General features: G+C 49.1%; 26 protein-coding genes. 13 read left to right on the top strand and 13 right to left on the bottom strand.

What is annotated here, in order from left to right:
- Positions 1-131: 131 nt before the first annotated feature.
- From CHU32_RS19520 to CHU32_RS19505, 4 genes are all read right to left on the bottom strand, one after another.
- Positions 132-596 carry a TonB family protein gene (locus CHU32_RS19520; protein WP_103676663.1) on the bottom strand — a complete coding sequence of 155 codons (465 nt, stop codon included), beginning with the start codon at positions 594-596 and terminating at the stop codon, positions 132-134.
- Positions 597-919: 323 nt separating this feature from the next.
- Positions 920-1924 (bottom strand): tryptophan--tRNA ligase, encoded by a 1005-nt coding sequence (trpS, locus tag CHU32_RS19515; RefSeq protein WP_103676662.1) that lies wholly within the window; start codon positions 1922-1924, stop codon positions 920-922.
- 356 nt (positions 1925-2280) lie between these two features.
- Positions 2281-2955 (bottom strand): glutathione S-transferase family protein, encoded by a 675-nt coding sequence (locus CHU32_RS19510; protein ID WP_103676661.1) that lies wholly within the window; start codon positions 2953-2955, stop codon positions 2281-2283.
- Positions 2956-3034: 79 nt separating this feature from the next.
- Positions 3035-3781, bottom strand: coding sequence for an SDR family oxidoreductase (locus CHU32_RS19505; RefSeq protein ID WP_103676660.1), 747 nt, complete (start codon positions 3779-3781; stop codon positions 3035-3037).
- A 137-nt stretch (positions 3782-3918) separates the two neighbouring features.
- Here CHU32_RS19505 and CHU32_RS19500 point away from each other — a divergent pair, with 137 nt between their 5' ends.
- The 7 genes from CHU32_RS19500 to CHU32_RS19470 all read left to right on the top strand — a co-directional run bounded on the left by CHU32_RS19500 (position 3919) and on the right by CHU32_RS19470 (position 12109).
- Complete coding sequence (locus CHU32_RS19500; protein WP_103676659.1) at positions 3919-4821, top strand: LysR family transcriptional regulator; 903 nt, start codon at positions 3919-3921, stop codon at positions 4819-4821.
- Between the two features lie 480 nt (positions 4822-5301).
- Positions 5302-5709, top strand: coding sequence for an ExbD/TolR family protein (locus CHU32_RS19495; RefSeq protein WP_103676658.1), 408 nt, complete (start codon positions 5302-5304; stop codon positions 5707-5709).
- Between the two features lies 1 nt (position 5710).
- Positions 5711-6457, top strand: a complete 747-nt coding sequence (locus CHU32_RS19490) for an energy transducer TonB family protein (RefSeq protein ID WP_103676657.1) — start codon at positions 5711-5713, stop codon at positions 6455-6457.
- A gap of 36 nt (positions 6458-6493) precedes the next feature.
- On the top strand, positions 6494-8734 hold the full coding sequence (locus CHU32_RS19485; RefSeq protein WP_103676656.1) for a TonB-dependent receptor family protein: 2241 nt from the start codon (positions 6494-6496) through the stop codon (positions 8732-8734).
- Positions 8735-8753: 19 nt separating this feature from the next.
- A complete protein-coding gene (locus CHU32_RS19480; protein WP_103676655.1) occupies positions 8754-9401 on the top strand; it encodes a MotA/TolQ/ExbB proton channel family protein in 648 nt (215 codons plus the stop codon).
- Positions 9402-9435: 34 nt separating this feature from the next.
- Complete coding sequence (locus CHU32_RS19475) at positions 9436-10641, top strand: phospholipase D-like domain-containing protein (RefSeq protein ID WP_425444901.1); 1206 nt, start codon at positions 9436-9438, stop codon at positions 10639-10641.
- Between the two features lie 688 nt (positions 10642-11329).
- Positions 11330-12109 (top strand): hypothetical protein, encoded by a 780-nt coding sequence (locus CHU32_RS19470; RefSeq protein WP_103676653.1) that lies wholly within the window; start codon positions 11330-11332, stop codon positions 12107-12109.
- Between the two features lie 372 nt (positions 12110-12481).
- On the opposite strand, the gene CHU32_RS19465 is transcribed toward CHU32_RS19470, so the two are convergent.
- Together CHU32_RS19465 and CHU32_RS19460 are read right to left on the bottom strand one after the other, a co-directional pair.
- Positions 12482-13408: a ribokinase gene (locus CHU32_RS19465; protein ID WP_004180190.1), complete on the bottom strand. Its 927-nt coding sequence runs from the start codon at positions 13406-13408 to the stop codon at positions 12482-12484.
- A gap of 11 nt (positions 13409-13419) precedes the next feature.
- Positions 13420-14301 carry an SIS domain-containing protein gene (locus CHU32_RS19460; RefSeq protein WP_040018980.1) on the bottom strand — a complete coding sequence of 294 codons (882 nt, stop codon included), beginning with the start codon at positions 14299-14301 and terminating at the stop codon, positions 13420-13422.
- Between the two features lie 316 nt (positions 14302-14617).
- On the opposite strand from CHU32_RS19460, the gene CHU32_RS19455 reads away from it, so the two are divergent.
- Both CHU32_RS19455 and CHU32_RS19450 read left to right on the top strand, forming a co-directional pair.
- On the top strand, positions 14618-15571 hold the full coding sequence (locus CHU32_RS19455; protein WP_040018981.1) for a sugar phosphate isomerase/epimerase family protein: 954 nt from the start codon (positions 14618-14620) through the stop codon (positions 15569-15571).
- 63 nt (positions 15572-15634) lie between these two features.
- Complete coding sequence (locus CHU32_RS19450; protein ID WP_103676652.1) at positions 15635-16870, top strand: MFS transporter; 1236 nt, start codon at positions 15635-15637, stop codon at positions 16868-16870.
- A gap of 274 nt (positions 16871-17144) precedes the next feature.
- Here the strand turns inward: CHU32_RS19450 and CHU32_RS19445 are convergent, their stop codons facing one another.
- From CHU32_RS19445 to CHU32_RS19430, 4 genes are all read right to left on the bottom strand, one after another.
- Positions 17145-17855: an ArsR/SmtB family transcription factor gene (locus CHU32_RS19445; protein WP_103676651.1), complete on the bottom strand. Its 711-nt coding sequence runs from the start codon at positions 17853-17855 to the stop codon at positions 17145-17147.
- Positions 17852-18244, bottom strand: a complete 393-nt coding sequence (locus tag CHU32_RS19440) for an amino acid-binding protein (RefSeq protein WP_103676650.1) — start codon at positions 18242-18244, stop codon at positions 17852-17854. Before CHU32_RS19440 ends, CHU32_RS19445 begins: the two co-directional genes overlap by 4 nt.
- Complete coding sequence (locus tag CHU32_RS19435) at positions 18237-18560, bottom strand: antibiotic biosynthesis monooxygenase family protein (RefSeq protein ID WP_103676649.1); 324 nt, start codon at positions 18558-18560, stop codon at positions 18237-18239. Before CHU32_RS19435 ends, CHU32_RS19440 begins: the two co-directional genes overlap by 8 nt.
- Before the next feature lie 344 nt (positions 18561-18904).
- Positions 18905-19381 (bottom strand): GNAT family N-acetyltransferase, encoded by a 477-nt coding sequence (locus CHU32_RS19430; protein WP_103676648.1) that lies wholly within the window; start codon positions 19379-19381, stop codon positions 18905-18907.
- Positions 19382-19648: 267 nt separating this feature from the next.
- Here CHU32_RS19430 and CHU32_RS28625 point away from each other — a divergent pair, with 267 nt between their 5' ends.
- On the top strand, positions 19649-20374 hold the full coding sequence (locus tag CHU32_RS28625; RefSeq protein WP_245880243.1) for a hypothetical protein: 726 nt from the start codon (positions 19649-19651) through the stop codon (positions 20372-20374).
- An 8-nt stretch (positions 20375-20382) separates the two neighbouring features.
- Here CHU32_RS28625 and CHU32_RS19420 read toward each other — a convergent pair whose 3' ends face one another.
- From CHU32_RS19420 to CHU32_RS19410, 3 genes are read right to left on the bottom strand one after another with little or no spacing between them, the layout of a single operon-like run.
- Positions 20383-21246: an efflux RND transporter periplasmic adaptor subunit gene (locus CHU32_RS19420; RefSeq protein ID WP_103676647.1), complete on the bottom strand. Its 864-nt coding sequence runs from the start codon at positions 21244-21246 to the stop codon at positions 20383-20385.
- Positions 21243-21458 (bottom strand): DUF1656 domain-containing protein, encoded by a 216-nt coding sequence (locus tag CHU32_RS19415; protein ID WP_103676646.1) that lies wholly within the window; start codon positions 21456-21458, stop codon positions 21243-21245. Before CHU32_RS19415 ends, CHU32_RS19420 begins: the two co-directional genes overlap by 4 nt.
- Entirely contained in the window at positions 21451-23496 is a 2046-nt protein-coding gene (locus CHU32_RS19410) for an FUSC family protein (protein WP_103676645.1), read from the bottom strand. The genes CHU32_RS19415 and CHU32_RS19410 overlap by 8 nt, the downstream gene beginning before the upstream one ends.
- Before the next feature lie 76 nt (positions 23497-23572).
- On the opposite strand from CHU32_RS19410, the gene CHU32_RS19405 reads away from it, so the two are divergent.
- From CHU32_RS19405 to CHU32_RS19395, 3 genes are all read left to right on the top strand, one after another.
- Positions 23573-24367: an AraC family transcriptional regulator gene (locus CHU32_RS19405; RefSeq protein WP_103676644.1), complete on the top strand. Its 795-nt coding sequence runs from the start codon at positions 23573-23575 to the stop codon at positions 24365-24367.
- Positions 24368-24574: 207 nt separating this feature from the next.
- Positions 24575-25552: a DUF1852 domain-containing protein gene (locus tag CHU32_RS19400; protein WP_103676643.1), complete on the top strand. Its 978-nt coding sequence runs from the start codon at positions 24575-24577 to the stop codon at positions 25550-25552.
- A 26-nt stretch (positions 25553-25578) separates the two neighbouring features.
- Complete coding sequence (locus CHU32_RS19395) at positions 25579-26610, top strand: methionine synthase (protein WP_103676642.1); 1032 nt, start codon at positions 25579-25581, stop codon at positions 26608-26610.
- Positions 26611-26775: the final 165 nt, after the last annotated feature.

The following is a 26775-nucleotide window of genomic DNA, read 5'->3' as shown; positions in this document are numbered from 1 at the left end:
GGGGTGATCTTGGCGAGCAATCAGGAAAGAGGCAGTACCTGCTTCAGGCACATAGCCGAACATTCAGCTGAGACGGTTAGTGGTTTAATCATCTATGATGCTAAAACAAGAACCTGAGCATAAACGCGTTGCTATACCTGTCGAGCTGGCACCAGCCTGGTAACTGGTTTATTACTGTCGTTCAGAGCGAAATGAAAAGTGCTCTCTACGTTGTCGATTGGATGGCCCGCTTCAAAACGCCATTTACGCATCACTATTAATACTTCACGGTCGAATACGGCTGGTGGGTTTGCTTTAACGATCTGTACATTATCCACTCGTCCTGTTGCCGTGATGCTATAGCGCACGGTAATAGTACCTGTTAGCCTTAATGCAGCTGCCTCTACCGGATACGGTGGTATAGGTTGTTCAATAGCTGGCGGAGGCGATACCGCGGGGGGTAAGTTTGCACTTTGTACTGTCGGTGACGGTGACTTATATACGCAGTCATCCAGGGCTCGGGTCTTCTGACAACTACTCGACTTCATCGGCGTACAACCGATCAGGGCAATAGATGCAGCGGTTACCAGAATGAAATATTGGGCAATAATTTTCATTAAAAATATGAGCTTTTTATCGTTTTCAATTTGGTAGCCAACATAGTACCTTTGAATTTAAAGTAGTGAACAAAAAGTTGACCCTATATCACCAAAGAACGGCCTGAAGGCTGGCTTCTCATATGGGAGCCGCTAGCCACTGTTTGCTGAGCCAGACCGGAATCCTCCGTACCTGGAAGGTAGCTGTCTGGGGCTGAAAGCCGCTGTGAGCGTAAAGCAGCCTCACTCTTTTCGCTCACAGAAGGTATTTTACTCATCTAAGCCCGGTTACCGATCACCCGCTAAACCTGCCGTCTAAACGTATTCAACAAAGCTTCCATGATTTATAGGATCGGTAATCCCAGCCCTTGTTTCACTTCCCTTAACGTATTCTGTGTGACTTCATGTGCCCGCTCGCTACCTTTTTTTAAAATCCCCATCAGCATGCCTTTATCCTGAATGTAAGTTGCACGACGCTCGCGCATCGGCGCAATCAGTTCCTGCAGGCAAACCTCCAGTTCATTCTTGCAGATCCTGTCGCCCAGGCCACCTCGCTGATAGTGTGCTTTCATCTCCGCCACCAGGGTTTTGTTCGGGTGAAATGCGTCCAGATAGGTGAACACGATATTACCCTTTACCTGTCCCGGATCGCTTACCTTCAGATGGTTAGCATCTGTGTACATCGAGTTAACTGCACGATGAATAGTTTCTTCGTCAGCGGACAGAAGCAATGTATTACCAAGAGATTTAGACATCTTCGCGTTGCCATCAATACCCGGGAGTCGGCTGGTTTCACTGAGCAGCGCTTTGCAATGATTCAGAACAGGTTCCGGTAACAGGCTGTTCATCTTATGAACGATTTCATTGGTTTGCTCGATCATTGGCAACTGATCGCTGCCGACGGGAACCATGCTCGCCTTAAATGCTGTGATATCTGCCGCCTGACTAATGGGATAGGCCAGAAAACCGACCGGCAGGGAGCGCGCAAATCCTTTCTGGACAATTTCGTGTTTAACCGTTGGGTTACGTTCGACGCGCGCCACAGTAACAATGTTCATATAGAACATGGTCAGTTCGGCCAACGCAGGCAATGAAGATTGCAGACAAATGGTGGTCAGCGATGGATCAATACCTGCGGCGAGATAATCGGCCAGAACTTCGGGGATATTGTTACTGATTTTTTGCGGGTCACTACCGTTATCCGTCATGCCTTGCAGATCTGCGACCAGTACATATTGCTGACAGTCATTCTGTAGCGCAACGCGCTGACGTAATGAGCCGGCAAAGTGTCCAAGGTGTAGCGGCCCTGTTGGGCGATCGCCGGTCAGAATAGTTGTTTTCATGCTCATAAGTATCCCTTAAAGATGTAACCGAAAGGGGGCGTATAAAAGCAAATAACCGCCTTTCGGCGGTTATTGAAAATGGAAATACATATTCATGCCGCCTTTAAGAAGGCAGCCACAACAGAGTGAGTTGTAAAGACTGGGTGATATGTTCTGTAATCATTTAAAGAAAGTAGCATGGTCAGAATGGGGAGTAAAGCAGCGCTCAGCCTCTCAGTTCGGTGATACCGGCTGGATCGATGTGCCTGGATGCCCGTTGATTGTAACGGGCTGAAGGTCCGCTGTGAGCGATCTGCGGACATTACTAACAGCGTTCTGTGTGAATCAGCGGGGAGCAGGTCACGGTTTCCCAGTTAATATCTTCAGGCAGCGAGAATTGCAGAATGCTGACGAAGATGATTTTGGAAAAGTTCTGCATAATCTGATGATACAGCGGCTTTTACGCTTTCCCTTTTCGCAAGTGCAGCTTTCCATGCGCAAACATGCGGAAGCCCCTCAAAAATCGCCTCAGAGACTGATGCATCGATAATGGAGAAGTAACGGAAAACAGGAGCGTAGACCGCATCAACCATACTGAATTCGGCACCAGAGAAATAAGGCCCCAGGCTCAATTCAGATTCAATACGTTCAAGCTGCTCACGGAACACCGCGCGTTTGCTGCCTGCAACGGCCTGATCAGTCGCATTCAAAAATTGCCATGCATTTCCAAGCATTGATGTAGAGAATTCGATCCATGCGCGCTGTCTGGCTCTTACTAATGCATCGTCAGCATACATCGAATCACCGTCTTGCGTTTCATTAAGGTACTCGCAGATCACCATGCTCTCGAAAATAATGGCATCTTCACCCTTTGACTGACGCACTTTCAGCATCGGCACCTTGCCAGTGGGTGACAGAGCAAGAAACCAGTCAGGCTTTGCCGATAAATCTACATTTACGCGTTCAAATGGCACATTTTTCTCAAGAAGAACGATCGCTGAACGCTGCACAAAGGGACATAGTGGGTGGCTAATAAGTGTCAGGTCACTGGTAGACATCTCAACCTCCAGATAAAAGGATAGCCCGCCGCTGTAAAAGATGGCGGGCTTGATGAATTGTAAATCTTATTTTGGTGGCTTAGATTGAAACGCCGCCGTCGATGATGATTTCTGAGCCCACCGTCCAGGCAGACGCATCAGATGCAAAGTAAAGAACCGCTTGTGCAACTTCCTGAGGCTTACCAAAACGACCGGCAGGGATGGTTGCAACGATATCTTTCATCACTTGATCATGATATTCCACTGGGATCCCCGCCTTATCGTAAAGCGGAGTATCAACAGGGCCAGGGCTCACTGCGTTGATACGGATCCCACGAGAAAGTAACTCGTTGGAAAGCGTTTTCGACATGTTCAGTAATGCTGCTTTGGTGGAGCCATAAACTGAAGAGTTCACGGGTCCCGTGTGAGCATTTATAGAGGTATTAAATACCACTGATGCAGAGCTCGCGAACACTGGCAGCAGCGCCTGCATCAGGAAGTAAGGACCTTTAACGTTGATATCATAAATGCGGTCGAACTGCTCTTCTGTCCATACCTCAATTGGCATATACATTGATATACCCGCATTCAGGAAAGCGATATCCAGTTGTCCAAAGTGTTCCTGAACTGTCTGAGCCAGCGCTTTCTGTGCGTTCACATCAGCGGAATCAGCACTCACGACTAACACGTCATTACCCAGTTCTACTTTTGCCCTTGCGACAGAATCAGGGTTAACACCCGTAACAATTACACGTGCACCTTCTGCAACAAACAGCTTCGCTGTTTCAAGACCAATACCACTTGTTCCACCCGTGATCAGTGCGCGTTTACCTTGTAATCTAGCCATATAACTATCTCCTGTTAGTTTTAACTACTGATCGGCGAATGACCGATTTGATAGCCACTGTATGCTCATGCTCAGATAGTGATAAGATTGTATTTCTAAATATGTTTCATGCATTAAATGCATAAATAGGTTTCAGGATGGATAGATTACTTTTGATGACATGCTTTGTCCGTACCGCTGAAACAGGCAGCTTTTCCTCAGCCGGTAGGGTTTTAGGCTTAGGGCAACCGAACGTGAGTCGTCATGTTGCAACCCTCGAAGAGCATTTGCAGACCAGATTACTTCACAGAACAACCCGCAAGCTTTCCCTGACTCCTGAAGGAGAACGTTATTATTTGGAAGCAAGACGTATTCTGGAAGCTGTCGAAGAGTCAGAGTCTTCTTTCAGAGAAAATGTTACACCCACAGGGCTATTACGCGTTGCCTGCCCCACAGCATTGACTCATACATTCTTAGTCCCGCACATCCCCGATTTTTTAGAACGCTACCCTGAGCTGATACTCGATCTACAGATTAATGACCGCTATATCAATCTCGTGGATGAAGGGGCTGAGCTGGCAATCCGCATTGGACACCTGGAGGACAGTGCTATGCGTGCCCGCAGACTTGGCATGTTTGAGCGAGTCTGTGTTGCCAGTAACAAGTACTTAGCTAAACACGGAACCCCTGATACCCCAGAGGATTTAAAAAAACATGATTGTTTGATCTATACCTTGCTGACAACAGGAGCTACCTGGAGATTTCAGGATATCAATGTTCCTGTTTCTGGTCGGCTCAGGGTCAATTCACCCGAAGCAGTACAGAAATTTGTCAATGCAGGGATTGGGATCGCACAGGGCCCGGAATGGCTGTTCGAGGAGGGACTGAAAAGTGGCAATTTACAATTATTACTGACTGATTACACTGCATCGCCCGTCCCCATTCAGGCCGTTTATGTTGCTAATCGACTTTTACCAAAACGGGCGATTGTGTTCATGGATTTTGTTGCTGAGATTTTTGAAAAAAATCCCGGCTTCAAAGTTCAGAACTCAATGAAATGAGCCTGAGATAACGAACTGACATGTTCCCCAATAATTAATGCAGTGTAGAGCTAGCAATGTCTGCTTTTGGCACTGAGCTGCCAAAGTAGTATGCTGAGCCCGCTTCTGGCACAAAGCTGAAGCTAGCCTTACACCGCCATGATTAGTGTGTCGAAAGACATCCAAAAGTGACTGGTCTGGTTTAGCGGGATATTTACAGATGCACTCTAAGCCTGGTTCTCAGGTTTTAGTCTGACTTATACATCATGCTTGTTAAAGAGTTACTGTCCCGGACAGGCAATGTGTCACCTCGCCGACTTATACCCCAGTAATGTAATGATCTGATCCTAACCGGAGCCAAAGATCGATTTATTGAAAGCCTATAGATGGCTGTTTTTCACAAAAAACTGAGTGATTTGTGATAATAAAATAATAAATTTGTAACAAGAAATAAACAAAGCGCTTCTATATTGACCCCTTCAATTTTTGGGGGGGAGTGCCATGCGTAACTGGAGTGAGCCTAAAAAGAATAAAGCCCATATCGAACTGATCCCGATGATCGATGTGATGATGTTTTTACTGGTTTTTTTTGTCCTGATTAGCCTGAATGTGATCCCGGCTCTGGGCTTGAAAACCCAGCTGCCGTCGGCCAGTAGCGCCCAACAGCTTAAACCACAAAAAAAAGCCATTATCACCCTCGGTGCCGATGAACAGCTGCAGTTGGACGGCCAACCGCTGGTCCTTGATACGTTGGTGCAGACCCTGAAGCAACAGCAGCAGGAAAACCAAACCACCACCATTATCGTGAACAGCGATAAAAACGTTGCGGTGGAACGCCTGGTCGCAGTGATGGATACCTTACGTCAGGGCGGCTTCTTCTCCATTTCCATCGCCACACGGAAGCAGTGATATGTATCTGCTTTATCGCTCACGTCACGTCGTTAGCTGGCTACCCGCGATAGTTATCGCCGGATGCTTACTGCTCGCCAGCCAGCATGCAGTGCTGCAGGTTAAACCGCATTATGACGATACGGTAATGGAACTGTCGCTGGCCGAACCCGAGCCGCCGCAGCCGGAGCCCGTCCCGGAACCGCAGCCAGAACCGCCGCCGGAACCTCAACCTGAGCCGGAACCGATTGCTGACCCCGTCGTTCCTGCCCCGGACCCCATTATCCAGGCCAAACCGATTATTAAGCCGAAACCTAAACCGAAGCCTAAACCGAAGCCAAAACCGGTCCATGAGAAATCGCCCAGGCCGCAGGAGCGCGTGGCTCAGCAGCCCACCGCCGTTCGCAGCCCGGTGAGTAAACCAACTGCGCCACCTTCTCCTCCGGCACCGAAAGCGAACGCACAGGCGGTAGAAAACGGCTATCTGCAGGCGCTGCGCCGCGAGCTGGAGCAGCGTAAACGCTACCCGAGCGGCCGTCAGGCTTCACTGGAGCGCCCGCAGGGCAACGTTGAGGTCTGGCTGGAAGTCGACCGCAGCGGCAGAGTGTTGTCTTCCGGTATTGCCAGCAAGGCCCCGAGCATGTTGCTCAATCGCGCAGCGCTTAGCTCTTTACAAAGTATCCGACAGCTTAAGCCCTTTCCTGAAGAGGCTTTTGCCGGGCAAAGAAGCAAAAAATTTACCGCAACGTTTAATTATCAGGCTCCATAAAACCTAATTAATCATTTGTTTTTTATAGGAAAGGACATGAAGAACTTTAATTATTCTGGGATTGCGTTAGCCGTGGTGTCGGTATTGTTATCAGGTTCCTCGCTGGCGGCAGAAAGCAGCGATGTGGGAGAGATTAACGTCAAAGGGCAGTCGCTCGGCGGCGGTCTGATGGTGCAGGAAGACAGCAGTAAAGCGCGTTCTACTCTCACTAAAGAAGCCATGGACAAAGCTTCCGGTGCCAGCAATGCCATCGACATGTTGAAATATACGCCGGGTATGAACGTCAACAGTAATGACGCCAGCGGCCTGAGCGGTATCGACTACACCATGCGAGGGATGAACTCCGATCAAATAGGCCTGTCGATGGACGGCATTCCGATTAACGACTCGGGCAACTACGCGGTTTATCCGAACCTGCTGGGCGATGCGGAAAACCTTGAGCAGATCTTCGTGACCCAGGGCTCTTCCGAAGCTGATGGTCCGCACATCGGTTCCAGCGGCGGTAACATTGGTCTCGTTACAAAGCGTCCGGCAAAAGAGTTCGGCGGCTTCGTCAAGCAAACGCTGGGAAGCAATAATCTCAGCAAAACCTTTGCCCGCCTGGAGACCGGTGAGTATAACGGCTTCAGCAACTGGCTCTCTTACTCGCATACCGAGGCCAAAAAATGGCGCGGAGAAGGACGCCTCTATTCTGATAAGTTCGAAATGAACTCACTGTACGAGGACGGGAACGGCAACAGCAGTAACCTGATCATGAAGTATAACCGCCAGGATAACAGCAACTACAACACCCTCAGCAAAGCGCAGTTTGAAGAAGACCCGCGTCAGGACTACTCAACTACTCCGGTCTATAACAACAAAGGTCAGCTGAGTAAATATTACAAAATTAACCGTAACCCGTTTGAAACCTTCACCCTCTCTTTTTCACAAAGACTGCAGCTGCGGGACAATCTCGCATTGACCGTTCAGCCCTATTACTACTGGGGTAACGGCGGCAGCTTTACCGGTCAAACGGCCTCGGTGCTGTCTAATACCTCCGATAAAGCCGGGCAATACGACCTGAGCAATTTAAGTTCCAATACCTACTACCGGCCTTCGTGGACCCAGACCTGGCGACCGGGCGTCACCACCAAATTGAAGTGGGATATTAACGACGAGCACAGCATGGATATCGGCTACTGGTATGAACGTGCGCGCCAGTCGCAGACCCAGCCGTTTATCAGCATTCAGGATGATGGCAACCCGGCAAATGTCTCCGGTAAACCAGGCGAATCCGATCAGGTGAAAGACGCCAACGGCAACACGGTACAGGGCCGTAACCAGTACACCATCACTCCGGCGCAAAAAGTATGGCTTCAGGATACCTGGTTCGTGACGCCGGACTGGACGCTGGTGGGTGGGCTGGCGTATCAGTACGTCGAGCGCATTGGTGATAACAAAGGCAGCCTGTATAACGCCCCGGAAAAACGTAAGGCGACCTACCATGAATTCCTGCCGAACTTTAGCATCAGCTACAAGCCGGATATGGAAAACCAGCTGTTCTATAACCTGACGCGCAACATGCGTACGCCGCCAAACTACGTGCTCTATAACGTGGGCGATTCAATCAGCACCAAGCCGGAGCTGAGCTGGAACCACGAGCTGGGCTGGCGTTTCCAGCGTGAAGATATGCTGCTGAGCACGACGCTTTTCTATATGCGCTATACCGACCGTCAGATCTCGACCACCAATGCTGACGGCGACTACGAAATGATGAATATCGGCAGCGTCGAAAGTAAAGGCGTGGAGCTGGAGTGGAGCGGTAAGCTGCCGTACAACTTCAACTACTACACCTCTTATACCTACACCCATTCCGAACAAAAAGATGACATTGTCAGCAACGGCGGTAATCCACTGCCAACGGAGGGCAAAACGGTACCGAACGTCCCGAAAAACATGCTTAACATGTCGCTGGGCTATGACGATGGTCTCTATTACGGCAGCTTCGGCGGTAAATACGTCAGCTCGTTCTATGGCGATTTGACCAACGATGAAAAAATCGGCGGGCGCACGGTCTTTGATGTTGCCGCGGGCATTCATCTGCCGGTGGACAAAAAGATTGTTAAAAGCGCCGCCCTGCGGTTTGGCATCGATAACCTGTTCGATAAACAGTACCTGACCTCCGTACGCTCGACGACCTTTAACGCGGCTCCTTACGATGGCGTGAAGGCCAGCACCCCGTATTACAACGTCGGCGAAGAGCGCACCTTTAGCGTTTCGCTGGAAGCAACCTTTTAATTAACCGGAGGGCACTTTGATGGATGCCAACCTGATTCACGACATTATTTTCTACGTTATGTATGCCGCGCTGGCGATCGCCGTGGTGATACTGGTCGAACGCGGTCTCTATTTTTCGTGGGCCCAGCGTCAGGCTCAGCGCTTTGAGAAGGCGCTGACGCCGGACGTCCGCCGGGTGTCGGACCTGCCGGAATCGCTAATCGGGCGCAATAGCCTTCCGCTGACCGTTATTTTGCCGGTACTGGAGAAAAAACAGATGGCAGAAGACCGGGAGGCGATGAGCGATTTGATTGACGCCCAATATCTGCTGAGTAAACCACAGATGTCGCGCGGGCTGTGGATGCTCGAAACCGTGGTAACCGCCGCGCCGTTGCTGGGTCTGCTGGGTACGATACTGGGGATTATGGATACCTTTAAGGCGCTCTCCGCCTCTGGCATTTCTGATGCCAGTATGGTTTCCGCCGGGATGGGCACCGCGCTATACGCTACCGGCCTGGGGATTGCGATAGCGCTGCTGTGCCTGGTGGGTAATAACTACCTGCAAAGCCGCATGGAACGCATTAACGAGCTGCTGAAGGTGCTGCTGATCCGTGCCGGAAGCCCGGTCAGTCGTCCGGAACAGGACGGTAATCGCTGGGAAGGACGCGAGGCGCAGCGGTATGCCTGATTATCGTCGATACGGGTGGCCAGGAGGCCGCCTGATGGGTCTGGTCGCGGGTGCCTGGATGCTGTTAAACCCACCCGCGCAGGCGGAATTCTCGATACCGGGCTACGAGCTGGTATATAACGCGCCGCAGGAAACCACGCTACAGGATGATGATTTGCGCAATGCTGCCGAGGTCTGGCAGCAGATGTTTGACTCGGCGCGCAGCCATATCGATCTGGCGCAGTTTTATGTGGCAAATGAAAAAGGCTCTCTGCTGGACGGCGTGCTGAACCATCTACGGGCCGCCGGGGAACGGGGAGTGAAGATTCGTTTTCTGATGGAGGAGAAGGGCGTTGGCCTTTCGACGCCGGAAACGCTGGCGGCGCTGAAAACGATCCCGAACCTCGAACTGCGGATTATTCCGTTCCATCGGCTGACCGGGGGGATTGTCCACGCCAAGTATCTGCTGGTGGATGGCAAAGAAGCCTTTGTCGGTAGCCAGAATTTTGACTGGCGCGCGCTGGAACAGATTCAGGAAACCGGCTTGCGAATCAGCGATGCGCAAGCGGTGCGGCAAATTCAGGCTATTTTCGATCAGGACTGGCAGGCGCAGGCCCTGCTTGAGGAGAATAAGCCGGTACCGAAGCTGGCGTGGCAGGCTCCGGAGTCGGCTCCGCAGGGCAATTATCTGGTTGCCAGCCCGCGCGATTATAACCCGAGCGGGGTGATTGACTCACAGGTTGAACTGCCGCGTCTGTTGGCCAACGCCAAATCGCGGGTCCGGGTACAGGTGATGGATTATGCGCCGCTATCATGGGGAGAAAAGGGGACGCGTCCCTTTTACGCCCCCATTGATAACGCCCTGCGCAGCGCGGCAGCGCGTGGTGTACAGGTTGAACTGATGGTTGCCAGCTGGAATCTGAAGAAGCCGGATGTGTTCTGGTTAAAGAGCCTGTCGCTGGTGCCTAACGTTCAGCTGAAGGTGGTGACGATCCCTCCCGCAAGCCGTGGATTTATCCCGTTTGCGAGGGTGGTTCACAGTAAGCTGATGACTATCGACGGCTCGACGGCTTGGGTGGGAACCAGCAACTGGAGCGGGGGCTATTTTGATAACTCACGCAACCTTGAGCTGGTGCTGAATAGTGTGCCAATGGCCGAGCGTGTAGATGAGCTATACAGCCAGCTGTGGAACAGCCGCTATGCGGAGCCGATCAAGGTTGATTTTGATTATCCGCTCCCTCACCCTAACCGCGAACACTAATAGAAACGTAGCTGATGATTCAGGCGAGTACTCTGTGATTACACAGCCCGTCTTACCTGAACATAACGGAACACAGAGGATTTGAATCACGTTATCAAAGAGGGCAATGTCTGCTTCCGCCACGAACCAGGCAAGTTATTTGAGCTGAAGGTCCGCTGTGAGCGATCTGCGGACATTGGTAACAACCTTCTGCGTGAATCACCGGGGAGTAAGTAAGGTTAAGGTCACACATTCTGATCACCGGTTAAGCACGACGTGTGCCCGGCTGATAAAAATACTCCGTCCTGCATACCCGACATAAGCTCATGGCAAATTATCCGGTCAGATAGCTGGCGAGCTCACGCTTTATCGCTGGTTTTAAAGCTTCATTTCAATGACGTCTTTGAAGAGGTCAGTTTGGATAAAGAAAATTATTGTACGTTAAGGCGATTTTTTGTACCTATGAGCGATGATAAGGGGACTTGACCACGTTTACAGGCAGCATTGAGTGAGTAACTGACTTCGATTTAAATAAATTATAAGGGCTTCAAATGTTACTGGCACAACTTTCTGGGATGCATACAGTCACTCTAAGTGTTTAAACAAGGTTCTGGACTATAGCTAACCCATCAGTTAAGTTTGTTTCCGACCTGTCGATTCCCCCCTGTTAGGGACCACTTATTTCCGTGTTATGTTTTAAGGATAATTCATGAGTAATGAAGCACAATCATTTTTTAGTCAATTGTTAATTGCCGTAATTTCCATATCTTTAGGGTCATTTCTTTTTGCTGGGGTTCTAGAGAGCTATAAAAAAGACCAAGGTCTTCAAGAGGAGTTTATAAAGGATTACTTCAGGCCAATGATGGAATTACAAAGTTCTTGTTCATCTTCACACAATGAACTATTTCTAAAGTATGGGGAGTTATCTGGTTCTTATCAGCTCATGTCTAATGAAATAGTACATATGATAGTGACCCCTGATTCAAAATTAGGCCAGTATTATGAAGCCATTCCAATGTCTATTATTAAATCAAATACAGAGTTAAAAAAAGGAGTTGAAGATCTTGAAATAACGGTAAAAAAATACAAAGCCAATTTATTTCTCAAGTATGAAGAGCTTGCATTAGTTACTGGTTCATATCCAGAGTTTAGGGGTTTAGCAAAAAAATATACAAATGCGGTTAATGCCATCTATTCAGAAAGACAAAAAAAAGTTAAGGAAAATACAAAGAATACAGACCCTAATCAGCTAATGCCATTAATGCGTAAATTTATTGCTATGGATCTATCTACCGATGCAAATAAATCCATGATTGTCAATGAAATGGAGGAAATATCTAAAATAACAGCGCAGCATAGTTTGATAATGGCTGAGTATGAGGAGTTAATATTCAAAGAAGATAATAATTTCTTTCTAAGTCTTCATGATCTCTATGCAGTCAAAATTAGTAAGAAGTATTCAGGTGGATTTATCAGCTGGATATTTTAAATAATGATAATTCATCAACTACGACGTTTACTGTGTAGAACGCGTAAACCTGTGAAGGTTATTAATGTGTTAGGTAATGCCCGCTCCTGTCACAAGGCGGACAGCCTTAGAAGTATGATGTCCGCTGTGAGCGATGAGCGGACATCGTCCAGTTTAAACAGATGCCCGCAATACATACAGCAAGCTTGCCAGAGGTAACTCTGCTCTCCTACAAATAAAGTGTCCGCTTTGAGTAGGCAATCTGAGGGAGCGCTAATATGAAAAAGACCACAAGGATAAAATATCTCTGTGGTCATGGCTTCTTGATTCGAAAAATCTTTATCAGGCGAGCAATTTCATTGCCCTTCATTGATAACGGTGGATAGATTTTACTTAATCTAACAAGCTGGAGTTTTTAAGGGCATGAGAAACGTCCGGTAGCATGGGAAAAGAGTTTTGCCCGCCATATTTCTGTATTGAACAAGAGCTAATTTCAGCAGCAAAGGGGATCGCGTCCGTCAGCGAAAAACCATTAACAATGCAGTAGGCAATACCTCCAATAAATGAATCGCCGGCACCGGTGGTATCAACAACATCCGGACAGAATACAGCCGGGAAATGTCGAGTGCCATGTTCCTGGGACAATACCGCCCCTTTTTCACCGAGGGTAATGATTACCTGTCCCTTCACTCGTTTATGCAGTCCGGTTGCACAAGAATGAGCGTCATCAATCGAAGATACATCGGCACCGCTCATGAAGGCGGCTTCTGTCTCATTAACAACCAGGTAGTCCACCAGACTCAGGGCGTGGGCGGAGACATCCCGTGCCGGGGCGTTATTAAGGATAATGCGGCAATGGTGGGTGCTGGCAACGCCGATAATATACTCAACAACGGGGGCCGGAATTTCTGACTGAAGAATAACCAGTGGCTGTCCTTCGAAGAGTGACTCAGTGATGTCATCTTCACTGATAAGGTAATTAGCGCCTTTGATAATGGTGCTGCAGTAGTCACCTGATTCAAGGATCTGGACGATACCGATACCTGTGGTGGTACCCCGCTTGTTTACATTCTCTACCGATACATTATTCTCACGTAAAGAGTTGATCAGCTCGCTACCATAAATGTCATTTCCGACACACCCAACCATGCTGACGTTCAGTCCAAGTCTAGAACACTGCACCGCCTGATTAGCCCCCTTCCCACCTGGCATGAGCATTAACTCATTGCCAGTAAATGTTTCGCCCAGTTCCGGAAGCCGATCCTGCTGGACTAGAATGTCATAGTTCAGACTACCAATAACGACTACATCACTTTTCATCTTTTCAACCTTTAACTGGCGGTACGCTTGGACGCTACCGCATTTCTGGTGCTGAGTAAGCTATTTTTACTTTTGTCACTGGTTTTACTGGCAATAATGGTAAAAATAGCGTCAAGAATATTCAGATGTACTATTCGGGTGGTAGCATTCTCGCCCGTGATCGGGTTATTTTTTACTGCCGAAATAATTGAATGTCGGGCAATAAGGCTAAGCGGACTGTTCGGATAATTAGTTAAACAAATCGTTTCTGCGCCGCTCTCATTTGCCATATTTACCATCTGGATAATATCCGACGTTTGTCCGGAGTGGGACACGGCCAGAAGAATATCACCTTGCCGCATCAGCGATGCAGTCATCAGCTGTTTATGACTATCACTAAATACTGATGAGAAGATACCAATTTTTAGTAGCTTATGATTGAAATCATCACAGATTGCACTTGAACCGCCACAGCCAGCAATAAATATTCTGGCTTCTTCAGGCTTATTAATGAATAGATATGCAACCGATTTGATGACGGCACAATCAATGACATTTAACGATTCTTGCAGGGCAAGAACAGAATTAAGAAAAGTACTTTCAAGAACACTTTCAACATACTTTTCCGAATCGGGAACAACCGGAATGTCAACAGTGTTTTCAACGGCGTTCATGTTATTAGAGACGCTTAACTTCAAATCATGAAACCCGGTAAATCCCAGTTTTTTGGAGACTTTGGTTATACTCGATACGCTAACCTTCAAATAATTAGCAATTTCTGTGATTGACATACGTGCCAGGGACTGAGGGTTATCATCTATAAAGCGGGCGATAGCTCTCTCTTTTTTACCTAGTTCAGGAGCCAGCGTTCTCGCAAGTAAAAATACTTCATTACCCTTCAGCCTGCTGTGCATAACCCCTCCTGTAAATGTGAAAACGAAATTAGCACGACAAAATGATATGAAATGTTATCTGGGTCACATTCTATAAAATACTTTACTAATGTATTTTACTCTCAGTAAAATATTCATCTGGTTAATTGGTATGAAATTTTACAGTCAGTAAAATTAAATTTTAATGCGTTGATTTTAAATGATTTTACTGGAAATGAAGTTTTTATGTCTGAGCGGTATAATTTTATTTATTTGCAGTAATATTTTCCCGCTTCTATTTACTGAGATGAAATTCAATCTTATAAAAACACTTGGAATACAAAACAAGGTGACTGCAATGAAATTTTCCTCCCGAATTAATTCTTTCCGTTCAAGACCTGAACTATTCGATGCGAAAAACAAAATGGATACGTGTGATCTCATTACCCGTATGGGTAGTGTGGAAGGATTAACACATATCGAACTTAACTATCCTGAGCATTTTATTGGCCAGGATAAAGAACTGATTAAAAAATGTATTGCTGATAATGGTCTGCAGGTAGGTGGTATTGCGCTGCGCTACAATAAAGACTTTATTGATGGCGAGTTTACCAACCCGAATCCTGCGTTGCGCAGTAAAGCCATTGAGACGACGCTGGAAGCCGCTGAGATGTGTAAATTTCTCGAGGGCAATACCGTCACCTTATGGTTTGGATATGACGGCTATGATTACCCGTTCCAGCAAGATTACTTCCGCGCGTATGAGCTGCTCGTTGATGCCTTACGCATCGTGACCCAGGCACATGGGGATATGCAGTTCAGCTTTGAATACAAACCTTATGAGCCGCGTACTTTCTCCTTTATTGGGGATGTTTCCTCAACCTTGATGTTGATTGATGATGTTGGCAGTGACAATCTGGGTATCACCCTCGATTTCTGCCATATGATAATGAAGAAGGAAAATCCGGCCTTCTCCCTGTTCCAGTCAGCTCGTAAAAACCGCCTCGTCGGTTTCCATCTTAATGACGGCTACGGTCATTTCGATGATGGCCTGATGCTGGGTTCCGTACATCTCCTCCAGACTCTGGAATATATCTACTACGCGAAACGCGTTGGTTTTAGTGGACTGATTTATTTCGATACCTTCCCGAGCCGCGAAGATCCGGTCGCGGAGTGCGCTCAGAATATCCGTATGTACAAAGCACTGTCTGACTTTATTGACCGTCTCAGCATTCCTGAAATTGAGCAAATGATCCAAAGCCAGGACGCCCTGAAAGTACAGGGTATGTTACTGAAAATGATCGCCGAATAATTAAAACAACCCGAACCTTACCTCGTATCCGCGACCAGTCAGTGTCTGACACTGGAGGAAAATATGTTTGAAAAGATAGGTTTACCCAGGAATTTATTATGGGGATATATCGGCCTGACCATCTTTATGATTGGCGATGGTGTTGAGCAGGCGTGGATCTCAATCTGGCTTGTAGAGAAGGGGCTGTCTGTTGCACAGGCATCCTACCTGATCACCGCGTATGATGTTACTGTTACGCTGGCAGCCTGGGTTACTGGCGTTCTGGTTCAGACGCTAGGCCCGCGTAAAGTCATGTTTTACGGTCTGGTAACCTTTATCATTGGCAGTATCGGTTTTATCAGTGTTGGCCTTAAACACATGGAAATGGCGTGGATGCTTCCTTTCTACGCATTACGCGGGATTGGATATCCTCTGTTCGCTTACTCATTCCTGATATGGATTAACTACAGCACGCCTGTTGCGCGCAGGGCGACTGCAGTTGGCTGGTTCTGGTTTACGTTCTCATTAGGGCTGAGTGTGATTGGGCCCTTCTTCTCTTCGATGGCGTTACCGGTGCTGGGTGAGATCCACGTGCTCTGGGTCGGCTTACTGTTTGTCCTGGTCGGGTCTGTTCTCGGGATCTGGGTCAACCGTGATGTTGTTCCTGCTTCAGAAATTCACCCATTCAGCGCGGGTGAATTACTGAAAGGGATCACCATTCTGCAGCGGCCGGTCATCGCGATGGGCCTGGTGGTGAAATCCGTAAACGGTATCGCGCAGTACGGGCTGGCCACCTTCCTGCCTCTGTACCTGATCAGTTATGGCTACAGTAAAACAGAGTGGCTGCATATGTGGTCTGCAGTATTCCTGGTGGCTATTTTTGCCAATCTGTTCTTTGGGTTCTTTGGTGACAAATTTGGCTGGCGGAAAACCATTATGTGGGTCGGGGGATTTGGTTATGCCGCTGTTCTCATTCTGGTGTGGGCGGTCCCCCAGGTACTGGGTCATAATTTCTATGTGATGGCATTTGTACTTTGCCTTTGCGGCGTGACCATGGCGGGCTATGTTCCTTTGTCAGCGTTATTTCCGATGCTTGCCCCGGACAGTAAAGGAGCCGCTATGTCAGTACTGAACCTTGGTGCAGGCCTGGGAGCCTTCATCGCTCCCGCTATTACAGCATTGTTCTATTCATCTCTTGGCGCAGGTGGTGTTCTAGGCATCTATGCCGGTTTATATATCCTCAGTGGCGTGCTTACACCTTTCCTCAAAACGCCGGAGGAGCTTAATCAGCAGGCTGAACTGAAAGATAAGGTCGCATAATCGGGTGTAACTTTACTACAAGGTCCGGGTAATCCCGGGCCTTAGTGAATCGCCACGGGTTTAACCGACATCCAGCCAGCTTTTGAACCGTTATGACTTCTTTAAGATTATTTATAATTTTTTAGTTGACCAGGCACTCAAAATTTAACGTTATTGGGTTAGACGGAAGGTCTGCTTTTGGCACGGAGCAGACCTTTTTACTTACGCGAAATGGGTATGTAAAACGAGGGCATCTTAAGTCTCTTGATCAGAGCAACCTGTACAGGACTCAAGATCAGGTAATTTTCAGCTCAAAAAGCCGATACATTGCAACCTTGCCTGAATCTGTCAGGTTCACCTCACGATATCCCGGCGTACGTGTTACCCATTCTTTTTGAAGGAAAAACGTAAACAATGCCGAGCCAGCATTACCGCCAAGGTGAAAACGTCGTTCACTCCAGTCCAGACAGGGGCAGCAGGGCTTACGGCGTGTATGTGAGTCAAGCAAGATACCCATTCTTTCAAAATGCATTTTGCCGACTAATGTCAGTTCCGAGCCATCTGCCGCAAGCCATTTTTCCCGCAGCATAAACTCATAAATGTTGACTGCAAGCTCGCCTGCCAGATGGTCATAGCAGGTGCGTGCGTAACGCAGATTTACCGGAGTACTTGAAGTGTGGGTTTTAGAAGGATGCATAGAAACTCCCATCAGGTTTTCCAGCAGTTCCGCGATATGATGACCCGCAAGGCTGTAATACCGATGACGCCCCTGCGTCAGGCAAATGACCAGACCGTTGCTGAGAAGTCGGTTCAGATGCCCGCTGGTTGTCGAGGCTGCAATGCCGGCCACTACGCTGAGTTCGGTTGCAGTCCAGGCGCGCCCGTCCATCAGGGCGCAAAGGATGCTGACCCTTGAAGGGTCAGACAGCGCCGAAGCTACCATGGCCATTGATGTTTCAAGAACATCATCCTGCTCATTGTCGCGCTGTGTTTTAAGGAGCTTCATTCAGAAGGTATTGCCCATTTTTGGGTTACTTCAGCTGCCCGAATATCATCATCTGTAATAAGAATGAGCCGGTTGCTGTGATCGCTGTACTGTACCAGAATATTAATGCCGTTCCGGGCAATTGTTTCAGCTATTTCTCCCAACTCACCCGGTCGTTCCTGAGATAATTTTCTTACCAGGGGACGACACAGGTTGCAGATTTCAAAACCGGCCTCAGTCAGTACCCTGCGGGCTTTTTCGCCATCTTCAACCAGAAAGTGTGCATGTCCGTCCCCAGACATTGTGAATACACCACCGCCTTCAAGCCCCACTCCGTTTTCGCCCAGCACACTGCCCAGTGAACCAAGGGACCCCGGGCTATTTTTGAGAATAACGTGAATGTCATACATGCTGATTTGTTCCCTTATCCGAAGAGTAATCACGGAATACGCTGGCTATCCGTATTCTGTAGAATGAAAAAATCGACTGCCTGCCTTCTTTCTGCGCGGCCTGATGCATCACATTTTGCTTCCATCCGGCTACAGACTCCTCATCTTCCCACCAGGACAGAGAAAGGATCTTTCCGGGCGTAGTCAGGCTCTGATAACGCTCAATCGAAATAAACCCGGGCGTGTGGGATAAAAGAGGCTTCAGCTCCGAAGCAAGTTGAAGATATCTTTCCTGAGCTTCTGGCAGAGCATCTGCCTCAAAAAGTACTGCAATCATGGTTCACTCCATCAATGACTTTCGGACAGTTTATTGATGACAAAGGCTCGTTGCTTCGGCCGATGCCGAAGTATGCATGTGCATTAGTGAAGTCATCGATATGAGTAAGCAAGTTATGAGTGAAAAATCACATGCGAAAATACAGCCAGAATAACGGCCATAAAGGGAAACGAAGCGATAACACCGCTGATACCAGCACCCAGATAAGGTGCAGCCATGGTTACGCGCATTACCAGTAAGACGATGATAAGTGTCCTTAGCGGAATATCCCAGCGCAGCTCTTATTCGGAGAGCTACCAGAATAAGAGCCTCACTGCTGGTGCGTTAATACCGTTTGCAGATATTCAATTTATTAACGACTTACTCATATTGATGCCCGTCACGCCAAAACCGACAGTCTCATAAACGTGCCGGGCCCGGGGATTATCAAAAGCAACCCGAAGCCTGATATGTTCAAAATGCTTATTCCGCAGATCCTGCTCAAAAGCGCGTAAAGCTTGTTTACCCAGACCTTGTCCCTGACAGGTATTGAAGATATGAAAATCATAAATAAACACGGTCCGTCTGGCAGTATCCGGCTTATACCACAGGTAACCTACGTGACGGGTCTTGTTATCTTCCTGAACAATAAGACACAGCAAAACGTGGCATGGTGTATTTACTCCATCAGGAAGATCGTCTGCGATTTCTTGCTGTGCTCTGGCAAGAGCATCATTGTCAGAAAGCCGATAATTGCTCGCAATTTCCCGTGAGTAATCGGCAATAAAGTATTCCAGAAAAGCAGGATATTCATCCTCATGCATGGGGCGGAGCATTATCATTATGTGGTCCTGGCGGGGGCAGTAATGCGGGGGGAAATAGTCATTTCAGGATTTACTCATACAGCCCCGCACGAGCATTGAATGGTATATCAAGGATATGTTGTCCGGGTCGCCCTGTCAGTAAAAAATAGAGTCAGGCGAGCGGTGTCTCACGATAAATCACCCGACAGGACGCGCTTTTAACAAGACAGTCAAAGTTGGTAGCTTGAACACTACTGTCGTACTCACCTAAGCTGATGTTCGGGGATATTTTATAGGGATTTTACTATGTCATTATCAAGGCATCTTAGCTATGCCGGAATGGTTGTGCTTGGCGTTACATTATTAAGTGGATGTATTCCATACCCACGGGAAAGGCCAGGTTATATCGACCTTTGCGAAAGCGAGCATACATTCAGCGTCGACAGCCCGACAGGAAAGCAAGACATCGTTCTGGAAACCTATCTCTACGATCACGATATTCCTGGCAACTATCTTTCTGAGAAGCGAGGCTATTTTACTATCCCCTATGTACAAGGGCCTGAAGCGGAACCGGAATTTTACGTTCAGTTGATCGCCTATAACAAAGGGCGGCAGCGTCCTTCGCGTCCGGGAAGCAAAGGGCTGCCAGCGGTGCCCATTATGCTGGACGCCCGTCAAGCCTATATCGACATGGGGGACGGGAAGCGCTTCAGCGCACGCCCTGAAATTTTCCTCGGCACTACCTCGTTCCCCTACGATTTTCCGGAAGATAATATGGCATATGCAAGGCCTTCACCTTATGACATCAACAGTGATGAGGTGCACCGTAATGTCCCCAGAATCACCAACAATGATGACTATGGTTCAGCCTATGTCGTTTTTAAAATTTACTACAAATACGCGAATACCAAATGGGCCATTCACCTCGGTGAGCTTGACGTTGCCGGGCAGAAAGTCGCCGTACCGCCGCTGAAACTGTGCTATCAGCCGACGCGGAAATGGATCGGAATTGAACCACTGATGCGCCCATAAAACCGTGGCTAAGGCGTGATGGAGATGGTGGCGGACAATCCTGCCACTAACTCCACGCCCTCGGGGAGCGTGTCCAGATGAATGCGTACCGGGACGCGCTGCGCAAGCCGCACCCAGCTAAATGTCGGTTCAACATCCGGCAGGCCCAGGCCACCCGTCTCGTCATTCGTATCGCCGATCCCATGCCCGATACTTTCAACATGACCGGTGATGGTGGACTCCGACCCCATCAACGCGATATGTGCCGTATTTCCTGGATGAATATGGCGGAGTTTGGTTTCCTCAAAATAGCCAACAACCCAGAAACTATGGGCATCAATGATGGCGACCTTAGTTTCTCCGGCGGTGGCATAGTCACCGGGACGAAGCCTGAGATGGGTGACATACCCCGCGACCGGCGCGCGCACGGTGGCGTGGGCTAAATTAAGCTGCGCCAGCTCCAGCGCCGCGAGCGCCGCGTGATAATTGGCCGCGGCGATGCTGGCGGCGCTGCCTGTCTGCTGTAAATCCTCGCTGGAGATGGCGCTTTTGATCTGCGCGCGCCGTCTGGCTGCGTCCTGGCGCATTAGCATCTCATGACGTTTAGCATCGACATCCGCCTGCGCACTCGCCACCGCCAGCTTCAGCCATTGCGGATCTATCGCATAGAGGATATCGCCGCGTTCAACCCACTGATTATCAGTGACCGCCACACTGCTCACTGGCCCGGAAACATCCGGCGCAATTTGCACCACATCCGCACGCACCCGGCCATCGCGGGTCCAGGGCGTTTGCGCATAATGTTTCCACATCATGAAAGCCAGAAGGGCTGCTACGACGACTGCGCTTAACGTCAGCACATAGCGACCTAAGAGTGAGACAAATGATTTCATGCTAATAACCCCAGCGCGTTCAGGCCCTGCAACAGCAGGAAATACGTAACGATATAAGTTGAAAAATTAATCAGCGGGCGACCGGGCAAGCGTCGGTAAAGCCTGCTGAAAGAGAAAAGCGGTACCAATAACAGCGTGCAGACCAGGGTAAAAAGCGCAACGATCAGCAAACCCGGAATAAAGACGCCGCCTATATTGATGTCATTAATCATCAGGCTGCTGCTCCTGTTCATGTAATGTGCAGTAAAGATCGACCAGCTTGTCTGTTATCTGGCGCGAATGTTCGTCAGGTGCGGGCAATCGCTGGTCAACTATTGAAGCAATATGCTGACGCAGGGCATCAAAATGGGTCGTCCGGGAAAGTTGGTAAAGCACGTCATCGATCTCTTTGTCTGCCAGCGTGTTATCACGGCGTAAGCGCATAACGCATAAGCCGGTACGCAGAGCGTGCAACATGTGATTAAGCGCCTGTCTGGATGACGGTCCGCTTCGCTGCAAACGGGGTATCAGTAACGCGGCCCTGTCCATCATCAGGTTGGTCCAGAGCTTTTCATCGGGAGTAAATACACCCTGCACGCTGCGCCGAATATCGCGCTGGCAGATGGCCAGCAGACGATTGATGGCCGCGTCTGCCTGCACGGTTTGCAGTAAGCTCATGCCGATCACGGCGAACCCCGTCGCGGAAAATAACGCGATGGCGGTGTTGACCGCCACGGCAAAGTCACCGCTGTAGTGAGCGCCCAGCTCACACAAAACAGGCAGGGTCAGGGTGATCCCCATGGCCATAAATGTGGTGGGTGGGCGCGCCTGTAGCGATCCGGCCAGCAGATATGCCGGAGCAAGCACCGCAACCAGCACAGCGAAATCCGTCACCTGAGGAAGCAGGGCAAAGCTATAGAGCAGGCTTATCAGCACGCCCCAGGCCGAGCCAATAATGTATTTTATGATGTGCGGGGCGGGCGTATCGAAACTGCCAAACAGTGTGCAACAGACGCCAAGGATAGACACTGCCGTCGCGCCATCAGGCCAGGCGGAATAAATCCACAGCAGGCAGCCACTCAGGATGATCACGAAGGCACCCAGCGCAGTGCGAAAAGCGGCAAAATAATCGCGATGGAAAACATATCCTTGCACCGCGTCATCTTTCATTTTCCCCGACGCGTGCCTGCTGTGGTGAATCATGTCGGACAGGTGCTCGCATTGTTGCAGGAGAGTGATGGCCTCCGTCAGATGGCGCGTAAAACTCACCAGCAGCGCATCGTCAAACGTCAGCGCATGTGCCGCGAGGCGCTGCGTTAAGTGCTCAGCGCATTTTTTTAGCGCTTCCGCCATGCTTTTCTGTGCCTTTGCATCCTCACCGGTAAGCCAGGCCTGAACATTGTCCAGCAGACTTTCCAGCTCGGCAGGCATCACCGCTATCTTTTGTAAACGATCGCGCAATTCACTGTTCACGATGAGTAATCGTGCCAGCCGGTCATGGAGAGCTTTTCTGGCCTGTCGGGCCGGGGCTGAGAGGGCAAAGTCATAGGGAATGTGATGACTTATGCCCTGGAGAAATTGCAGCGCCAGCGCCTTGTGCAGGCTGGCCGAAACCTCCGCAGGCTTGCCTGCTAACGTGTCGGCAATCTCCTGGCGCGACGAGTGCAGCATTTTTGCTAACGTACTGTTAAACAGGCCTGATATCCGCGTGGGCAAAACATAGCGGTGAATAAGCGCGGCACAGAAAATACCAATCATGATCTCCTGTACCCGGATAATGGCGATAGTAAAAATCGCGCCAGGGTCGGATACCGCCGGAAAGCCAATCAGGCTTGCGGTGTAACCTGCCAGCACAAAAGCGTAGGCGCGAGGTGTGCGTTCAAGGAGAGACAAATAGAGGCAGAAGGTGATCCAGACGCTGAGTACTACGCTGCAAAAGATCGGCACATTCACGAATGTCGGGACAATTAAAACGGTTGCCCCCGCTCCGATTACCGTCCCTGCCAGACGGTAGAGGCTTCGGCTGAGTGACGCGCCGACCGAAGTTTGTGAAACAATATAAACGGTAATGATTGCCCAGGATGGCCTTTCAAGACCAATCGATAAGGCAATGTACCAGGCGAGCATGGCCGCAGCAAAACTTCTGACCGAATACAGCAGGGCATGTGCATCGTTCAGCAGATTGAATGAGGCCAGCGCCGCACCCGCACGGCGTAATATGTCGCCAGCCGCCCGCAGGGGACGAAGATGAAAAACGGTATATTTGTGCATGCCGGAATTATTACCGGCTTGCAGATGCTATTAAATACTCTATTCTGTCAAAAAATACCTAAATGTGGTCAATAATATGAAAGCACAGAATGCCACGCTGCTGTTTGATCCGGACGCCACATCATCCGCAGCGGTCGCGCGTCACCTCGATTTCGTTGATTATGAAGCTGAAGTTCCGGTTCATACGCACCGTAAAGGGCAATTGATTATTGCGCTTTATGGCGCGGTGATCTGCCGTGCAGAAAATGAAATATGGATAGTGCCGCCTCACTGTGCAGTATGGGTACCGGGCGGCGTCCCTCATAGCGCCAGAGCAACATGGAACGCCCATCTCAATTATTTGTTTATTGAACCCGGAGCCGCCGCGCTCCCGGAGAAATGTTGTACCCTGGCGATTTCCCCCTTAATCAGAGAATTAGTCGATCGTCTGACCCACGAGAAGGGGGAGGGACCAGTGGATGATCATGTGGCGAGGCTGACCCGCGTAACCCTTGACGAGCTGGCCGCGATGCCGCAGCAAAAGTTGAGTTTGCCGGTCTCTGCCCATCCTAAAATACGGGCCATGGCCGATACTCTGGTAAGCCATCCGGAAGATCGGAGCACCATTAAAGAATGGGCGAAGCGACTGGCGCTGAGTGAACGTTCATTAACGCGGCTGATGACGCGGGAAACCGGCCTGACCTTTGGCCGGTGGCGTCAACAATTGCATTTAATCATTGCGCTCAGAGAGCTGGCCAGTGGCGTATCGGTACAGAATGTGGCGATAACATTGGGGTATGAATCGGTTAATGCCTTTATCACCATGTTCAGAAAAACCATGGGCAGCACTCCCGCGCACTATTTTGCCGAACAAAAGATAAATACTCGCTAAGAAACTATGCTTTGATCCACATCCCCCACCCGAACATGAAGATAGCTCATGATGTAATGAAATTTAGTCGCTTCCACTCCTCCCATGGCTCTGGCATAACATAACCAATGTTAACTTATTTGTAACATGAAAGCTGAAAGCCAGTCACGACGGTAAAAATATCAGGCGATATCAGCGTTTATGTCAAAACCTGGGTGCGGGATTTCAATGAATAGCGGCTTTACATTTACTGTTAAGAACAGTGTCTTCGACGAAAATTATAACCCGTCGGAAAATACGCGTATTACGACTAATTTTGCCAACCTGGCGCGTGGAACCGATCGTCAGAAGAATTTACGTAATACATTAGTCATGATTGATAATCGTTTCAATAGCTTAGCGCATTGGGATAACCCGAAAGGCGATCGCTATTCCGTCGCGCTTGAGATCGTTTCTGTTGCCATGAATATAGAAGCCGGGGGCGACAGCTTCCCGGTAATCGAAATATTGAAAACCAGTATCATCGACAAAAAAACGGATGAGCGCCTTGACGGCATTGTCGGGAACAATTTCTCTTCTTATGTGCGCGATTATGACTTTAGCGTGGTGTTATTAGAACACAATAAAAATCAGCCCGGCTTTAGCATTCCAGATAACTTTGGAACCTTACATGGCAATATATTCAAGCATTTCATTCGTTCTGATGAGTATAAAAAGAATTTTAGCAAGTCGCCGGTAATATGCCTGAGTGTATCCAGTAAAGATACCTACCAGCGTACCGGGAATCTGCATCCTGTATTGGGTGTTGAATACCATCCGGGTCATTCTTCATTGACTGAAGAATATTTCAAGAAGATGGGTCTGCAGGTTCGCTATTTTATGCCTGCGGGCAGCGTTGCACCGCTGGCATTTTACTTCTCTGGCGATCTCCTTAGTGATTATACGAATCTTGAGCTTATTAGCACCATTAGCACGATGGAGACCTTCCAGAAGATTTATCGACCGGAAATTTACAATGCTAATTCTGCGGCAGGTCAATACTATCAACCGGATCTGAATAATCAGGACCACTCATTAACAAAGATTGTTTATGACCGGGAAGAGCGTAGCCAGTTAGCGATTGAGCAGGGACGATTTACTGAGCAGCATTTTATTAAACGTTATCACACTATTCTTGAACAGTGGTCTGAAAACTACCCGCGTTGATTTACCGATAAAAAAGGTTATTTGCTATGAAAAAATTGCTACCTACTTCCACCGCAGGCAGTTTACCCAAGCCTTCATGGCTTGCACAGCCTGAGACCCTGTGGTCGCCCTGGAAATTGCAAAACGAGGAGCTCGCCGAGGGGAAACAGGATGCATTGCGGCTGGCGCTGGACGAGCAACTGCGGGCAGGTATTGATATTGTGAGTGATGGCGAGCAGACGCGTCAGCACTTTGTGACGACGTTTATTGAACATCTCAGCGGCGTTGATTTTGAAAAACGCGAGGTGGTTAAAATTCGTAATCGCTATGATGCGAGCGTACCGACAGTGGTGGGTGCCGTGGCGCGTCAAAAGCCTGTATTTGTTGAGGACGCGCGGTTTTTACGTCAGCTCACCAGCCAACCGATTAAATGGGCATTGCCAGGCCCGATGACGATGATCGATACGCTGTATGATAATCATTATAAAAGCCGCGAAAAACTGGCCTGGGAATTTGCCAAAATTCTTAATCAGGAAGCCAAAGAATTAGAGGCGGCGGGTGTCGATATTATTCAGTTTGACGAACCTGCGTTTAATGTTTTTTTTGATGAGGTTAATGACTGGGGAATCGCTACTTTAGAAAGGGCCATTGAAGGGCTTAAATGCGAAACGGCTGTGCATATTTGTTATGGATATGGCATTAAAGCCAACACAGACTGGAAAAAGACGCTGGGGTCAGAGTGGCGACAATATGAAGAAGCGTTCCCCAAACTGCAAACGTCGGGTATCGATATTATCTCCCTGGAATGCCATAACTCGCGTGTGCCGATGGATCTGCTTGAACTTATCCGGGGTAAAAAAGTGATGGTGGGGGCCATTGACGTGGCGACCAATAGTATAGAGTCGCCCGAGGATGTCGCTAACACACTACGCAAAGCGCTTCAGTTTGTTGATGCCGATAAACTCTATCCGGCGACCAACTGTGGCATGGCACCCTTATCTCGTCAGGTCGCCAGCGGCAAACTTAATGCCTTAAGCGCAGGCGCAGAAATTATCCGCCGGGAGCTGGCAGGTAAATAACGCCATACGGTCGCTTAATTCACCTGAACTCGCCCCGGTTTTTGGGGGGGGGGCCCGCGCCCCCCCCCCCCCCCCCCAAATTGGCGGGGGGCAACACAGAGGGGGGGCGGGGGGGACGGGGGGGGGGGGGGTGGGGGGGGGGGGGGGTGGACGACCGGGAGGCAC

The organism is Superficieibacter electus, assembly GCF_002915575.1.
Lineage (GTDB): Bacteria > Pseudomonadota > Gammaproteobacteria > Enterobacterales > Enterobacteriaceae > Superficieibacter > Superficieibacter electus.
Note: the sequence above shows the minus strand (reverse complement) of the source record. Positions and strands in the feature narration are given on the sequence as shown.